Annotated in this window: 10 protein-coding genes; 3 read left to right on the forward strand and 7 right to left on the reverse strand. The window is 44.3% G+C overall.

Annotated features, from left to right (window positions below):
* Positions 1–168: 168 nt before the first annotated feature.
* Together H8B19_RS06580 and H8B19_RS06585 are read right to left on the reverse strand one after the other, a co-directional pair.
* The gene (locus H8B19_RS06580; protein WP_186506009.1) at positions 169–2,241 is read right to left on the reverse strand and encodes a 2Fe-2S iron-sulfur cluster-binding protein; all 2,073 of its coding nucleotides are present in this window, start codon (positions 2,239–2,241) and stop codon (positions 169–171) included.
* A gap of 52 nt (positions 2,242–2,293) precedes the next feature.
* The gene (locus tag H8B19_RS06585; RefSeq protein WP_186506010.1) at positions 2,294–2,914 is read right to left on the reverse strand and encodes a glutathione S-transferase family protein; all 621 of its coding nucleotides are present in this window, start codon (positions 2,912–2,914) and stop codon (positions 2,294–2,296) included.
* Positions 2,915–3,068: 154 nt separating this feature from the next.
* On the opposite strand from H8B19_RS06585, the gene H8B19_RS06590 reads away from it, so the two are divergent.
* From H8B19_RS06590 to H8B19_RS06600, 3 genes are all read left to right on the forward strand, one after another.
* Positions 3,069–3,938 (forward strand): LysR family transcriptional regulator, encoded by an 870-nt coding sequence (locus H8B19_RS06590; protein ID WP_206683166.1) that lies wholly within the window; start codon positions 3,069–3,071, stop codon positions 3,936–3,938.
* Between the two features lie 221 nt (positions 3,939–4,159).
* On the forward strand, positions 4,160–6,880 hold the full coding sequence (locus H8B19_RS06595) for a TonB-dependent receptor (RefSeq protein WP_186506012.1): 2,721 nt from the start codon (positions 4,160–4,162) through the stop codon (positions 6,878–6,880).
* Between the two features lie 153 nt (positions 6,881–7,033).
* Complete coding sequence (locus tag H8B19_RS06600; protein ID WP_186506013.1) at positions 7,034–9,088, forward strand: extracellular solute-binding protein; 2,055 nt, start codon at positions 7,034–7,036, stop codon at positions 9,086–9,088.
* A 241-nt stretch (positions 9,089–9,329) separates the two neighbouring features.
* Here H8B19_RS06600 and H8B19_RS06605 read toward each other — a convergent pair whose 3' ends face one another.
* The 5 genes from H8B19_RS06605 to H8B19_RS06625 all read right to left on the reverse strand — a co-directional run bounded on the left by H8B19_RS06605 (position 9,330) and on the right by H8B19_RS06625 (position 16,532).
* Positions 9,330–11,804 (reverse strand): FtsX-like permease family protein, encoded by a 2,475-nt coding sequence (locus H8B19_RS06605; protein WP_186506014.1) that lies wholly within the window; start codon positions 11,802–11,804, stop codon positions 9,330–9,332.
* Positions 11,801–12,502, reverse strand: a complete 702-nt coding sequence (locus H8B19_RS06610; RefSeq protein ID WP_186506015.1) for an ABC transporter ATP-binding protein — start codon at positions 12,500–12,502, stop codon at positions 11,801–11,803. The genes H8B19_RS06605 and H8B19_RS06610 overlap by 4 nt, the downstream gene beginning before the upstream one ends.
* Before the next feature lie 12 nt (positions 12,503–12,514).
* A complete protein-coding gene (locus tag H8B19_RS06615) occupies positions 12,515–13,768 on the reverse strand; it encodes an efflux RND transporter periplasmic adaptor subunit (protein WP_186506016.1) in 1,254 nt (417 codons plus the stop codon).
* Between the two features lie 168 nt (positions 13,769–13,936).
* The gene (locus H8B19_RS06620) at positions 13,937–15,205 is read right to left on the reverse strand and encodes a sensor histidine kinase (RefSeq protein ID WP_186506017.1); all 1,269 of its coding nucleotides are present in this window, start codon (positions 15,203–15,205) and stop codon (positions 13,937–13,939) included.
* Positions 15,186–16,532 carry a sigma-54-dependent transcriptional regulator gene (locus tag H8B19_RS06625; protein WP_241737512.1) on the reverse strand — a complete coding sequence of 449 codons (1,347 nt, stop codon included), beginning with the start codon at positions 16,530–16,532 and terminating at the stop codon, positions 15,186–15,188. Before H8B19_RS06625 ends, H8B19_RS06620 begins: the two co-directional genes overlap by 20 nt.
* Positions 16,533–16,841 lie beyond the last annotated feature (309 nt).

The following is a 16,841-nucleotide window of genomic DNA, read 5'->3' on the forward strand; positions in this document are numbered from 1 at the left end:
GCGCAAACGTTGCCCGAAGGGTTCGTCCTAAACACTTTTTACTCTTTGTTGCTTATTTTTGACTTAATCCATTAGGCCTGCAAATAAGCGCCGCGATTAGAAAGCGTTTAGTTAGAACAAAATTCATACAGCAAAGATCAACAGACCCTCGTAAAATAGGCTGGTACGTTAAAGTGCCAGCTTGATTGTTTGAGTATCTTTAGCTGGCACCGCGCAACACAGCAATACCTGGTCATCTTCCACCCGCGCCGAAATTGCGGTTCGATAGTGAACTTTTCCCTGAGTTATGCGCGTGGCACATCTGCCACAACTTCCCGAGCGGCAACTAAAATCGGGTGATAACCCACTATTTTCGGCTATTTCCAGTAAGGTTGCATCGCCTTTGTTCCAGTGCAACGTCTTAGAAGATTCAATAAATTCAATGTCTGCCACTTCAGCTTCATCTGATTCATTTGTCTCGCCTGGGGGCGCGGTACTATTGTCGCGTTTTAAGCTTGAAGGCCCAAAAGATTCGGCGTGAATCTGACTGTCACTGACTCCCACCTCCCGCAGTGAATCGTACATGTGTTGCATAAAATCCGCGGGCCCACATAAATACGCCTGATAGTTATCCTGATGCAAAACCTGTCTGAAAATATCTGCATCTATACGCATGCCTGCGGTGATATTATTCGCCGGATTAGCATTAGACTGACTAACAAACGGCAAGTAGCGTAAAGCACCATTTGATGCCTCGGCCAATTCGGTGAGTTCCTGATGAAACGCCAGATCCTGCTCGCTGCGTGCTGCGTAAAACAAGGTCACAAGGCGTGTTGTTCTTAATCGAAAGTTCTCAGTAAAAACCTGTTTGAACATTGATATCATCGGTGTAATACCAACGCCGGCGGCTAATAAAATGAGTGGCTGCTGTTGTTCTGCGGGTAAATAAAATTTACCACTTGGTATTAGCGCATTAATTGTTTGCCCAATATGCCAGTTTTGATGCAGCCATCCTGATGCACCACCAGATTTCGCTTTGACGGTTATACGTAAATAGGGGTCATGTGGCGTGGAGGATAAGGTATAAGTACGACGCGTTTTTTTATACATCGGTGACGTAATTTCCACCGATAAATACTGGCCAGGGTGGTAGTTGGGTAGCCCCAGTCCGTCGTTTGGTGTTAAGTAATAAGAACGGATGTCTGGTGTTTCCTGCGCAATTTTGGTTATCTGAAACGCACGTTGTCCTTGTTTATTTTGTTGTTGCTTAAGTAATTCAGTTGCCCGTTGCCAGTCACCAGCCAATAACGAATTAGGTGAATACTGGCGAAACTCCCACCGTAAGGGCATGCTATTTTTTAGCCTTACGCCTTTGTTCAGGGTGAATTTCCAGGCTCGTTCTGCTCCTTTAAACGCTGAGATTAGTGGATCTTTTTCCCACAGAATCTCAACAGAGCCAGTCAGAAGCAGCAGGTCACCAGTGTTAAAATCAGGAAAACACAACCCGGCTTTGGGATTAAGTAAAAAGTTGCCCAACGTATTGTATAGATTGTTGCCGGCATAATCGGGGATAAGCAGTGTATTGCCGTCAACCTTAACAAAACCAGCTCGTCCACCACGATGCGATACATCGGCTCCCTGAGTAATCTGGTTGTCTGAGACAGGGGCTACACTGGCAACAAAAAAAGTGTCTGCGCTGCTAATGTGTTGAAAATCTTCATCAGAAAACTGATTAAAATGCACGACATCGTTATTGGTCGTTGATACAGCCGGATCGCGCACAAATTCATAGTCGCGTAACTGAATATACTGCGGACAGTTGCCAAAGGATTGGTCGACCTGTAACGAAATATGGGTGTCATTCTTACTGATAAGTCGGGTGGTTAAACGGTTTCGGCGACGGGTATGCAACTCAATGCCGAGCATGCCAACTGGCCGGTCGGTCTGCAGGGCGTTTTCCAGCGGGTCACCCATTAGCGCATGGTGTTTGATAAGAATGGTTTTATCATTTGGTGTGGTAATAAAGCCGGGTTTACCAAAACGCAGGGAAGCCCAGATATCCTGATTATCATCAATACCACCCAGCACAATAAATGGGAGTTGCTGGTAAAAATCCCGGTGTTGCTGTGGCATGTAGGATCGAATAATTCTTCGCGCCAATTGATCCATGTCCTGCTCGACACCAAGATGTGCCTGAATAGCACGCTCCCCCACATGAAGAGGTGAGTCAGGGCGTTTGGGTAAATTGTCGGTTTTGATCATACGTCCATTCCAGAGCATTAAATGACAAGGCCAGCATAGCTGGCCTGTTTTATTACGCAGCTAAACCTGCAGCCGTTGCTTGCATCGCCACAAAACCAGGCAGGGATTCTATACTTGCCAGGTGAGCACGCACATTTGGGTAGGGTTCAAGAGAAACATTACCTTCAGGAGCGTGTGCAAGATATGAATAAATCGCAATATCAGCGATTGTCAGTTTGTTGCCAACCAACCAGGTTTTTCCTTCTAATTCGTCATTCAGCACGCTCAAAATAGCGTTCGCTTTAGCAATAGTGGCTTCGGCATCAAAAGGTGCACCAAACACAGTGATCAATCTTGCTGCGGCTGGACCGTTAGCAATTTCATTAGCGGCGATGGAAAGGTAACGCTGAATTTGTGCTTCCTCCAGCGCATTATCAGCCAAATAGTCAGGCGCATAACGTCGGGCAAGATAAAGCAAAATTGCATTGGAATCAGCCAGTACAAAGTCACCGTCCTTAATAACGGGAACCTGACCTAATGGATTCAGTGCTAAAAATGCATCCTGTTTATGTTCGGCATTGACTAAATCAACATCAACTAATGTGTGATTAATGCCTGCAAGGCTGGCAAACAACTGAACTCTGTGGCTGTGACCAGATAAAGGGTGGCGATAAAGTAATACTGAGTTTTGCATAATATTTCTCCTAATAATCGAATAAATTGCCTGTGCGTTGAGGCTGGTGACGCAAGGTAGAGAAACATTACTACTTAATTTTTAATTAATAATCGTCTTATAATGGAAATAACTATTACCAAAATGGTAACAATTGATGGATCTACTTGATTGCATGAAACTGTTTGCGGAAGTGGCACGCGCAGAGTCTTTTACTCAGGGAGCCAAACGGCTTAATACCAGTACCCGGGTTGCCAGTGCCGCAGTTAAAACACTGGAATCACGTTTAGGTGCAAAACTAATGAACCGTACGACAAGAAAAGTCAGGCTGACTGATGCGGGTAAAGCCTATCTTGAAAGATGCCAGCAACTGTTGCTGGATCTGGATGAGCTGGAGTCGTCGGTGCAGGCAACACAATCGGTGTTAGCGGGCCCCATTCGTATAACCGCCCCAACCGCTTTTGGCTCGCTGTTTCTATCCCCCGCACTGGGACAGTTTTTAACTGACAATACCCAGGTTTCAGTGGAGCTGTCACTCAGTGACAGACGGGTGTCGATCGTTGAGGAAGGTTTCGACATTGCGATTCGTCTGGGAACCCTGCAGGATTCAGGGTTAATGTATCGGCGACTGGCGGACATGCCCTTTATTACCTGTGCATCACCCGCTTATTTGTCTCAGCATGGTATTCCCAGTCATCCGTCCGCTTTATCTACCCATGAATGTTTAATTGCAACGACACTTGATACACCTCACACCTGGCGCTTTGCTGAAAAAGGACAGGGGCTGAATGTATCCGTTAAAGGGCGATTTCGCGCTAACGCACCTTTACCTGCCGCGCAGTTGGCAAAAAGTGGTTTTGGCATAACACAGGTTCCGGCCTATATGGTGAATGACGCACTGGCGGAAGGTTCACTGGTGCGTATCTTGCGCGAATATGAGCGCACTGATTTTGGTGTATTTGCCTTGTACCCAGCTAATCGTTTTTTGACTGCGCGTATTCAGGCGCTACTCGATTATATGACTAATCTTTGGCATTTTGATTAATAAACCCTTCAGATTTTATTACCTGTTAATTATTTATTACAAATAAAATATTCACTTATGAATGCCTTTAATGGCGCGTGGTAAGTAAATGTTTTGTTGTTTTTATTTGTCTTTAATTTTACGAAAATTTTACAAAGTTGTTGACACTATCATCACTAAAGGGGTAAAAAATTACAAAAATAACCTACATTTATAAATTAATTATTCCAAAAGAGATGGCGATGTTTGACTTTACAAAGAAGAAAGTAGCAGTTGCAGTTAATCTGGCTTTAGTGCTCAGTGGCAGCTTGGTGCTGAATAGTAATGCACTGGCACAGGAGCAAGATCAGGATAAAAAAGAACAGCAGGAAGGTACTGAGCGCATTGAGGTAAAAGGTTTCCGTGGTTCAATCCAGAAAAGCCTTAACATTAAGCGTTTCTCAAATGTGATTGTTGATGCCGTATCGGCAGAAGATATTGGTAAATTCCCTGATCAGACTGTAGCCGATGCATTACAACGTGTTGCCGGTGTACAGGTTCAAAAATCAGAAGGTGAAAGTGATCGTGTAAGTATTCGTGGTACTGCACCTCACTTGAACCTAACACTGCTAAATGGTCAAAATGTTGCATCGGCTACTGCCAGTAGTTCGATTGTCACCGCCTCCCGTGGTTTTAATTATTCATTGTTACCCACAGAATTGATCGACACCCTTGAAGTGCATAAATCTGCCCAGGCTAAGGTGGTAGAAGGTTCGTTAGGTGGGACGGTTATTGTTAAAACTCGTAATCCTTTTGATTCTGAAGCCAACACCATGGCATTTTCGTTAAAGGATGTGTATCAGGAAACAACCGGCAAACACAGCCCAACGCTGTCAGGTTTTTATAGCTGGAAAGATGACGACAGCAAGTTTGGATTTAATATTGGTGCAGTACTGAAAGAAACCACCACGCAACGTGATGGCTTAAGTGCTGGTGGATTTAACCATATTGCCTCAAACGATTCGCTGACCTATTACACACCGCGTAACGTGAATGCCTCGCGTTTTAACGCTGAAAAAGACTTAAATACTGTTTCCGGTACTCTGCAATATGCGCCAGCCAGCAATATGTTGCTGACATTTCATAATCTTTACTCAAAAGCAGATAAAGAAAATACGTCATTCGCCAATGGTGTTTGGGTTGGTGAAAACAGCTTCGCTGATTTAACTGGCAGTTTACAGGGCGATATCATGACGTCGGGTAATCTGGCATCTAACCCCAATGACCTGAACAGTGACCCGCGCTGGCATCATTATGGTAACTATCTTGAATCCCGTTATACCACTACCCGTGAAGCTGGTGCCTATAAAACCCGTGTGCACGATCTCAAGCTGGAGTGGGATGCCGATGCGTTTAGCCTGACTGCACAAGCCGGTGTGACCAAAGCCGATGGTCAGATCTCGATTCGGGCACTGGATTTTGAAGCGCCAACTGAAGCCACTTTTGATGTAAGCAATGAGCAGATTGATTTCACCTTGTCTCAGGCAACCTCACCGCAGGACTATGTTGGGGTTTATATTGCCGATAAAAACTATGTAAATGACGAAAAGGAAACCTATTACCAGACTGATATTCATATGCCTCTGGATGCTGGTATCTTTACCTCTGTTGATTTTGGTGCGCGTTACAGTGACCACGACAAGTCGTCCCGTGTGCAACTGAACGAGCACTATCCGTGGTTTTCCTATAATGAGGAATACAGTGGCTCAGCGTATCTTGAAAGTCTGTATCCGGGATTTGGTGTACAGGCCATTGATTTAAGTGGCTGGGCCGGTGCCCCGGTTAGTGACTTTATGGGTGGTGGCTCCCAACCTTATTTATATGATTTTGACTTTGGCAAACTGGATAATGCATTTACCGAAGTTGGGCTTTTACGTAGTTACTGGCATCCATCTTATTCTTTGACTTTGAATGAAAAAGTCACCAGTGCTTATGTGCAGGCTAACTTCGAAGCCGATAAATGGCGTGGTAATTTAGGTGTGCGTGTGGCACAGACCAAACAAAAAAGTATTGGTTTTGATATTCTCAAGCCTGACGGATTTTTCCCTGGTGATAAACTGGCCGATGCCCAGTCACCGGTTACTACAGACCGTGACTACACTGATGTATTACCCAGCTTGAACGTGTCGTACTCGGTAAATGATGACGTTATTGTCAGATTTGCCGCGGCGAGTGTTATGTCGCGTCCTGATTACGACTTACTGGCACACCGTAAAATTTATTCACGTACCGGCGGAATTCAGGGGAACCCCGAACTGGATCCAACCAAAGCTGACCAATACGATATTTCGGTTGAATACTACTTTACCGATGCATCGATTATTTCACTGGCTTATTTCGTTAAAAATATTAAGTCCTATGTGACAGAAGATATGGTACTGGCCAATGTGTTACTTCCAAATGATGATTCAACTAACGTCCTGGATGAAGAAGGCGTGGGGTATCACATCGAACAAATGGAACTACGCACGCCCATCAACGGTGAAGGTGGCACAAATAAAGGTTTCGAGATTAATGTTCAGCATGATTTTGGCAATGGCTTTGGTGCACAGGCCAACTATACCTATCAGGATGCTGAATTAGATGAAGAAGGTGCGGTGCTGCCGAATAATTCGGAAGATACGTTTAACCTGAGTGGTTATTACGAAAAAGACGGCATTTTAGCTCGGGTATCCTATAGCTATCGCAGTGAGTATTTTGCTGGCTTATCGCGTGATATTGATCGCTATACCGATGATTACGGCCAGTGGGATGCTAACTTCAGTTATAACCTGAATGAAAATATCTCACTAAGTTTGCAAATTCTTAATCTTACTGATGAAAACCAGCAATCATTTGTGCAGTCAGAAACAGGCCAGCGTGCACTGCTATCTGACTACAACTATGGTCGCCGTATCTTCAGTGGTATTTCTGCTAAGTTCTAAATCACGTTTTCAAGTGTGGTACCTTGTTGGCCGGCTGTGTCATGCACTCCGGCCTTTTTTATTATTATTTTCTGATTAAAAGTTATGCTTTTCCCCCTGTCCGGGCTGGGGTAATCTGAACCTTACGCGGTCAATATTTCAGAAAATAAACTGATGCAGTCAAAATTCAAGTGTTTGGTTTTAATGGGATTACTGGTTACCTTTACAACCATAGCCCAAACCGAAAGCGGGGTTTCACGACCTGTTAAAATCGCCTCTATGGAAAAGGAACCCTATACAGGGATTAACTTACCGGACAAGGGATATGTTAACGAACTGATAAGGGCCGCCTTTGCTGAAAAAGGCTATCAGGTTGATATTGGGTTTTATCCACCCGCCAGAGCCAAATATCTGGCAGAAGTCGGGGAAGTAGATGCAGTGGCTCCAGTGCGATTTGATGGCCAGGATAAAGATATTTTATCTTATTCTTCACCATTTCCCGGGGCGCAGTTGGGTTTTCTGAAAAAGAAACAGCGTGACATCCCAAACTCATTTACCGCACAGGATTCACTTGACGATATTTTACAGCAGTTATCCCCATATATTTTTGGGGTGGTGCGAAAAGTCGCAGTAAGCCCCGAATTTGACCATTCGACCGACTTAAAAAAGGTTTATGTGACCGAAGAACTGCGAAATCTTGATTTGCTGGCTCATGGCAGAATCGATATCGCGGTTATTGATAAATACAATGCTGCTGATTTAATGGTTAACTACCGGCCTCATTTAATCGGCCAATTGGAATTTATTCGTCCTCCGTTATTTGATCTGTCGTTCTATCTTGGTTTTTCAAATAAAAAACCTGACCATCAGCAGTTGGTTAACAGCTTTAATCAGGGTTTGGTTTCGCTGATTAATAATGGTGGCTTAAAGCGAATTATGGAAAAGCATGGTTTTTATCGCCACCCTCCGGTAAACAAGGACAAACAGCGTATCGTTATTGCAGCAGCAGACATTAATGATATTGATTTGGCGCAGGCGCTATCCCGAGAATATGAAAAGCAACATGCCGACATTGATATTGAATGGAGAATATTAGAGGAAAATACCTTAAGAAAAAGGTTGTTGTCTGACTTTGCGATTTCGGACGGCCAGTTTGATGTGGCTATGCTGGGGGCATATGAAACGTCGGTATGGAGTAAAAAACACTGGTTGTCTCCGATAAACAATCTTCCGGATAATTATGACTGGCAGGACGTTTTCCCCAGTGTAAGGCATTCTCTGACTTATAAAGGCCAGCAATTTGCTTTACCTTTTATTGCAGAAACGGATATGACGTTTTACCGAAAGGATTTGTTTAAAAAAGCCGGAATTCAGATGGCGGCCAGGCCGACCTATCAGGATATTTTAACTTACGCCAAAGCCATCCATGATCCTGCCAACGGCGTTTACGGTATAGGTTTAAGAGGTAAACCCGGTTGGGGGCAGAATATGGCGTTTGTTTCGGTTTTGGTTAATGCATTTGGTGGACATTGGTTTGATCAAAACTGGAAACCGACACTGACCACCAAAGCATGGAAAAATGCACTGACTTATTATGTCGATATTGTAAAAAAATATGGTCCGCCAGATGCTGCTGATAATGGCTGGCAACAAAACCAATCTTTGTTTGCACAGGGGAAGCTGGGTATATTTATCGACGCAACTTCGCTTGCAGGTAAAGTTTTTGCGACAAATACTGCAATCGATAGTGAACAAATAGGCTATGCTCCAGCTCCGTTTGTATCTGCATCACATCCTAGTCACTGGTTTTGGACATGGGCAATGGCTATTCCACAATCGTCAACACATCAAACTGCAGCTAAAGACTTTATTGCATGGATGACTTCCAGGCAGTTTGTCGAGCTGGCCGTCGCTAAAGGAAATGATGTAACCATTCCCTCTGGAACCCGCAAATCAACTTATCAAACTAATACCATGCGCCGCTTACCGGTTAATGATTTTATTGCCAGTGCGATTCAAACCCTGCCTTTTGGGAATGAAAACGACATTGCCGATCAGTTTGTTGCCATCCCAGAGTTTCCGGCTATTGGTTATCAGGTTGGGCTTAAGGTCCAGCAAATTTTAAAAGGACAAATCTCGGTTGAGCAAGGATTGATGGACTCACAAAATATTGTTGAACATATCATGCAGGAAGCCGGATATTACTCTGGCCCGTCGTTTCAGCACTAAATCAGAGTTGAATCTGAATTCTGTTCATTGCTATATGTTTATTAGATGCAATGTATTTAATTGATATTACTTGCAATAGCGTGTGGTACTGATAAAAATAAAAAAAGGTTGCCAGCTCTTTATCGGGGTGGAACGGTCCAATAAGAGCTACAACGGCAACCAAAACTAAAAATGGCGGGTCGGCGTACTTCATTGCTAAAAGGTGCGCCGATTATGTCAATCCTCCCAGTATTTCAGGCTGTTATTCATCGGCGATTCGCAAGCAATAAATGGGCGGACGAGTAATGTATTCACGCAAAGGTAAATAAGTTGCGAGCCAGGTTATTAGCGCAATTACGCCTGCACTAATGACAATCGAGAAAAGCGACTGCCAGGTTAACAAACTGTCTAAATCAGCAAACACTAAATAGCTGCCGAGTAACAATAGAAAAGTACCTACGGCCCCACCAATGCATACTGCCATCAGATTGTCTGATAGCATCATGCCTATAATGCGTTTGCTGGTTGCTCCCATGGCGCTATGTGTACCAATTTCACGTTTACGTAATCGGGCGCTGTAACTGAACATGCCGTACATACCCACGGCGCCTAAAAAGACGGTAAATGCTGCAATAATGGCGGTAACACAGGCAATTGCGGTATCGGTAAAGACCAATTCATCCTTTTTTTGCTGCAATGAAAAATACTTTTGTACGGTCCAACGCGGATCTTTACTGCTAATTAGCGACACCAGCTGTGCTCTGCTTAAGGTCTGCCCCGGTTTAAACTGAAATAGAAAATGGGTTCGTTGTGCCAATATCGTCTGATAAAACCTTGGTTGAGTAGTATGTTCACCGGGTAAACGTACCGCTTTAACCACACCTTTGACTGTGCCAATAGGCAGTATTTTTCCTACCAGAGACTCACCTTCGGGCGATAATTGTCGAGCCAGAACATCGTTAATAATGATTTGTCGATTGTCAAAATTAGGAATAAGGTCCTGATCGGAAGGTGCTGATACAAATATATAGTTTGTGCGTGAAAATGGTTCTCCAGCTAAAAGAGGCTGGCCCAATATTTTGAAATAGTCCTTGCCTGCAGCCAGTATGGAGGTGCGGAATTCCAGCCCATTATATTTAAACTGCGTCTCTGCACCGTATTGCCATAAATAGGAGGTTGATTGAGTAACCAGTTGCACTTGAGGTTGTTGACTAAATAGCTGCACCAATTCCTGATTAAATGGCGCTACTTCCGTTTCATTCGGACGCTGCCGTCCATCAAAGGACAGGGTAAGCGAATATCGGTCTTCGAGCTGAATATCCACTGGTTCAGTGATCACCTGATAGCTGTTATAGAACAGGTTAAGGGTAATCACCAGTAATGTAGTAACGCAGGCAACCTGTACTGAGGTTAAAACCAATCTGCTACGTTTGGTGACTTGTACTCCACTCCCTTTACCACTGGCAATCAGTGACCGGTTGAGCTCGGCATAATTGATTTTGCGTGTACCAAGATAGGCAAACAAAAATGACGTCATCACCAGTAATCCTATCGCGGTTAAATAGGTAAACCAGTTGATGCTAAACTCGGTGGTTCTGGGCAGCTCAGATGATAGAAAATATTTGATTGCCAGCATGCCCATCTGTGATAAACCAATCGCCAGCAGTAACGATGCTGCCATTAGCACAACCATTTCGGATAATACTGCGCTGAAAATATGGCGTTTTTGAGCACCCACGGCCGCCTGTACCGCTAAATTAAACTGCAACTCGGATAACCGTGAATAAAACAAATTAGTGATATTGGTAATTGCAATGGCTAACAAACCCAGTGCCCCTGCCAACAGCATGTATAAGGTTTGTTGCTGGTCGCCGGTGATAAAGGTTTTCATTGCGATCAGTGGTACAGCTATATCTGCCGGTGCCAGTTGGCGTGGTGCTTTTTCCAGCCAGTCAATTTTGAGTTGTCTGGTTATTTCATTGCTGGTTTGTTTTGCGCTGCTGCCTTTTTTGATTTTTCCTACCACAAATACTTTGTGTTCAGTGTAATTGTTGTTCCAGGGGGAGAGATTCATGCCAATGTATTTGGTGGCTAGAAAGTTAAATCCCCAGGGCAACCACAATTCGGGCGTTTGCCCGTATTTATTCAATTGAGGGGCAATATGGTTTTGTTCAACCACGCCAACAATGCGAAAACTAGAACCACTAAAGGTAACTGATTTCGACAGAATATCTTCACTGCCTGCAAATTCACGTTGCCATAAGTCGTAACTAATCACCGCAACTGGATTTTGCAGGTTGATCGCTTCGCTTTCACTGAAGTTGCGCCCGCGGATTATTTTGGCTCCCCAGATATCCAGCCATTCAGGCGAAACATAGGCAAGCTCTGTCATGTGTGCATTGGTGGAATTAACCAGAATATCGCTGCCAAAGGTCGCCATGGCGGTTTGCTCAAACTGCTGCTTGTTTTTGTACAAGCTCATTAATGCGCCCACATTATTGAACTCGTAGGTAAAGTCACGCTGTGGCACTTCGATACTGCCCTGCATATCCACGAATACTAACCGTTCCTGATCCGGATAGGGCAGGGGTTTAAGCACTAACACATAATACAAGGTTAAAGTGGTGAGCAGTGCACCAAGGGCGAGCCCCATGGTGATTACTACGCTGGTTACCAGGCCTGGTTTACGTTTCAGGGTGAGTGCTGCCTGATACAACTGATAGAGGAATAATCTCATGCGGTTTCCTCCACTGGATGGGTCAGAATGGCGCCATCCAGCATCTGCAATTTACGTTTTGCCATATCCGCATAACGGTAATCGTGGGTGACCAGACAAATAGTGGTACCTTGCTGATTCAGCTCACCGAGTAACTGCATTACCTGATTGCCTGATTTGGAATCCAGATTACCGGTAGGTTCATCCACCAACAGCACCTCCGGGTTAGTCACTAATGCACGAGCAATGGCTACGCGTTGCTGTTGTCCGCCTGACAATTGATTGGGTTTATGATCTTCACGATGTGACAAACCGACTTTGTTTAAACAGGCTTTGGCCTGCTGGTACATTTCATCTTTGCTCAGCGGTTTGGCGGCGTAACGCAATGGCAGTATGACGTTATCCAGTACACTTAATTCATCGATCAAATTAAATGACTGAAAGATAAAGCCCAGCTTTAGATTACGCATTTGTGCCATCTGGTCGAGTGAAACCTGTGCCAGATTTACCCCATCCAGTTCATAGTCGCCGCTGGTGACAGAATCGAGTAATCCCAGTACTGACAGCAAAGTGGATTTTCCGCAGCCGGAAGGCCCGGTGATAGCCACATAGTCACCCTGATAAATCGTTAGTGAAATATCGCGCAGAGCATGAGTTTCCATGGTTTGGGTTTCAAACACTTTGCTTACATGACGAAGTCGAATTTGTGCGGTTGTCATAATCACTCCCTGTTAATGTACTGAAATCACGTCGTTATCGAGGTAATTCAGGTCAGAAATAATAAATCGTTCGCCTGCGCTGGCACCGCTGACGATCTGGACCAGATTACTGCTCATTTCACCCAGGGTCAGGCGTTGGCGACGGGCTTGTTGGTAGTTGTCATTGAGTCGATATAAGTACACAGTCTCACCACTTTGCAAATTAGCCGGACGTTTCACAAACAGGGTGTTTTCAATAGTCTGTGTGGTAATTTGTGCGTTCACATCCTGATTGGGTTTAACACTGTCAGGCAGAGGCTGGTCGAAACCGATTTCCACCATCACCATTTTGTCTTTCACTAAAGGATCAACCCGCAGAACCTTGCCGCTGAAAGTGTCCGGCCAGATACTGACCACAGCCGGATTACCGAGTTTAATTTGCGCAGCCTGCACCTGTGAAATATTGATTCGGGCGATTAAATTATCGGTGCGACCAACAGACGCCACTTCCATGCCAGTGTCGATGCGCTGACCGAGTTCCACCGGTAATGTTTGTAATATGCCTGCTTGAGTGGCTTTTACATTCATGTCCTCCAGCAGCGTTTGACTGGTATTAACCTTGTCTTGTTGCTGACTGATTTTCAGTTGTTGAATGTTAATTGATTCGTTATGAATATCTTTTAGCTGGCTGATTTTGGACTGGCTCAGGGCAATGTTGTTGATGAGTTGTTTTTCTTCGAGCTGGGTTTCAATAAATTCCAGTTTGGAAATGATGCCCTGTTTTTGCAGTTGTTGCTTGGACTGACGTTTTAAACTGGCGATCTCAAGTTGTGATTTTAATTCCGTTAGTTTTGAGGTTTCGGTGAGCATTTCGCGCTTTTGCTCAACCATCAGTTTACGCAGATTGGCCTGCTCAGAAGCCAGATTTTGCTGATCTGTTTTCAGTTGCTGCTCTAATGCCGGATTACGTAAGCGCAGAATAATATCGTCAGCTTTTAAACGGTCACCTGGCTGATGCAATATTTCAGTGACCACTCCTGAATTCACTGCGGTTAATAACTGACGCTCGGGTGAATACAAACCACCAAAACCATCAATATTCAGCTGCATGGTGCCTTGTTTTACTTCGCCAATCAGAATGTCTGTCCGCTTAATTTCCACTGTATGCAAGCTGGATCTGAACATAACCGTGAGTATTACAAATACACTGATCACCAGCGTGCTAAGCAGCAACAGGCGTAGTTTGCTATGAATGGACGGTGCAGCATGTATTTTCAGTTTATCCATAGTGCTTGGGTTACTATTCGGTCATTTGGTGAAGCGGTATATGCTTCTATAGCGAATAGTGTGCCAACTAAATAAGACGATAAATATCAATAAGTTATGATTTTGCGGGAATATTCATTCGCAGTGAGTTTTCGATTTCGAAAAAGAGTTTTTGCGATTATGGGAATGTTATTGCGGTTTGAGTGGTAAGCCGATAGTGGCGACCGCACCACCATCAGGGTGGTTTTTTAAGCTGATTGACCCGCCTTGTTGCTCAATGACGTTCTGGCAAAAGCTCAGACCAATGCCCTGACCGCTGACTTTGGTGGTGTAAAGAGGGACAAACAGGTTTTCGTCATTGAGTATGCCATTGCCATTATCAATAAGCTCAAACTGTTGTTGCTGATTTTGCATGTCAACCGTTAGCGTAAGCTGGCTGGCGCCAGCTTCAATGGCATTTTTGATCAAATTAATAAACACCTGTTGCAATAAGGTCTGGTCAGCGTAGATGTTTTCAAGCTGAATATTTAAACCCAGTTTAACTTCAGGGTAGAGTTCGGCTAAGCCACTGAAAAAAGCCTGGCTTTTAAAGGTGTCTGGTTGCAACTGTATGCCCTTGCTCAGGCTGGCATAGTTGCCTACAAACTGTTGTAAATGTTCACAGCGTTCGATAATCAGCGCTAGTGCACTCAATTGTCGTTGCTCATTTATTTCGCTGGAGAGTGATTGTGCCAACGAGGAAACCGGCGCCAGACTGTTACCAATTTCGTGGGACAACACCCGCACAATTTGTTGCCACGCCAGCATTTGTTGCTGTTTAAGTTCGGCCTGGATATCGATAAATATCAGCAACTCCTGAGTTTCACCCTCTTCGATAAACTGACTGGAGCGGATTTTCCAGCCATTATCGCCTTGCTTAAAACGCCATTGGTCGGTTTTATTCAGCCCGAGTGCATTAGCCGTTGAATAAACAAGACTTTGCCACGGCTGGTTAAATAGCAGATGTGAGGATTCGTTAGCAAAGGTCAGTTGTTGCTGATGATTAAACACCAGCACCGGAATACCCAGTTGTGAAATCAGCTGATACACCAAAAATACATGCTGATCATAACGGCTTTTCTGGGTTTGTAATTGTTCACTTAGTAACTGCAACTGGCTATGAAACTGCCCGACAATACCATGTTCAAATTGCTGTTTTACGACGTGGGCAAAGTTATCTTCACTAATCGCGTCTAACTGGATGGTAGCGCGTTTAAAACCACTTTTTACGGTGCTGGTTATTTGCAGACTGATCAACAACGCCAGCAGTGCACTGAAAATAAAGGTTGTCACACTTAATCCCAGGTTGTGGGATAGCAAATAAACCATGGTGCTGACAGCGATTACCATGAGCAGCGAAAGAATTCCCAGTCGCCAGGCAAGATAGTGCTCCAGTGAACTAGCTTTTTCCGAGCGCATATTTTTCCATTCGTCGATACAGCGCAGAGGTACTCAAATCCAGTAATTCAGCAGCTTCTGCGACGTTATTACCTGTTTGTTTAAGTGCATTGCGAATTAACATTTGCTCGGCCTGATCCAGTGGCATCACGTTAATTGCATTACTGCTCTGGTCAGGAACCAGAGCTAAATCAGTCGCATCAATCATACCGCTGGTATTGAGTAACACCGCGCGCTCAATACTGTGGCTCATTTCACGAATGTTACCCGGCCAGTTATAGTTTTGCAGGGATTGGATTGCCGCCTCTGTTAACTGCAAATCAGCGCGTTGATATTTTTGCCCGTGCGTTTTTATAAAATATTGTGCCAGCGGAACAATATCCTCTGTGCGTTCCGATAGCGGTGGAATGGCAAATGTCATGGTATTTAAGCGGTAAAACAAATCCTGTCGGAACTGCCCCTCACTAATTGCTCTGGCTAAATCACAGTTGGTCGCAGAAATAATTCGCGCGTTGCTTCGTTTTGTTTGGTTGGAACCTACTGATTCATATTGTCCAGATTCCAGTACCCGCAATAGCTTGGCTTGCTGCGATAAAGTCATATTGGCAATTTCATCTAAAAACAGCGAGCCGTTTTCAGCCAGTTCAAAGCGGCCTATGCGCTGCTGTTTGGCATCGGTAAAAGCACCTTTAACATGACCAAACATTTCACTTTCAAACAGCGATTCGACAATTGCGCCCATATTCACCTGCACCAGTGAACTCAGTGGTTTGCCTGATTGTTGGTGGATAAATACTGCCAGTTCGCTTTTACCACAACCATTGGGGCCGGTGAGTAAAATATTAGCATTGGTTTGTGCCACGGTAGCAAGCTGAGTAAGCAAGGTTTGCATCACAGGTGATTGCCACTGATAACCGCTTTGATGGCTGGCTTCCAGCTGCTGTGTCAGTTTATTGTTTTGCTGATTAAGCGCAGATAGCTCTAACTGACGCTCTATCAGATTAATCAGCTGGGCGTTATTCCACGGTTTTTCAATAAAGTCTCTGGCGCCCAGTTGCATGGCTTTAACCACTAACGCGGTATTGCTCCAGGCCGTCATCGGGATCACCGGGATGCTGTGTTCCTGCTGTTGTAACCACTCTAAAAAGCCAATCCCTTCCTGCCCGGAGACTGTATCCAGCGAATAGTTCATATCCAGCAAAATCAGTTCGGGGAGTTGTTGTTTCATTGTCGATTGCGCTGCAAACGGGTTATCTGCCTCGCTGACCTGATACTGATGCTGTTCAAGTAAAAAACGCAATGAAGCCCTGACATCCGCTCTGTCATCAATGATTAAAATGCTGTGCATGACATCCATGAAAATGGTGAAAGTATGCGGCACTAATAACAAAAAGCGCCCATACAGGCCAGCGCTAGTTGGAATTTTTGTAGATCTATTGACACTGTTTTGTATAAAACCCCTACATACTGTTGTAAAAATATACTGCTAATATCATCGCGCTCTGATTGCAACAGCAAATTCAATCTGTTGAAAAGTGCAGTCGCTATTGATCCAGTTCAGTAATTGTTTTTTATTGTGGTGAGATAATGCGTATAAATTTTATATGTTGGTAAGTAAATAAAAACAGTTTACTGACGTAATCTTTTTACAAGGAAA

It is taken from the genome of Neptunicella marina (assembly GCF_014270035.1).
Lineage (GTDB): Bacteria > Pseudomonadota > Gammaproteobacteria > Enterobacterales > Alteromonadaceae > Neptunicella > Neptunicella marina.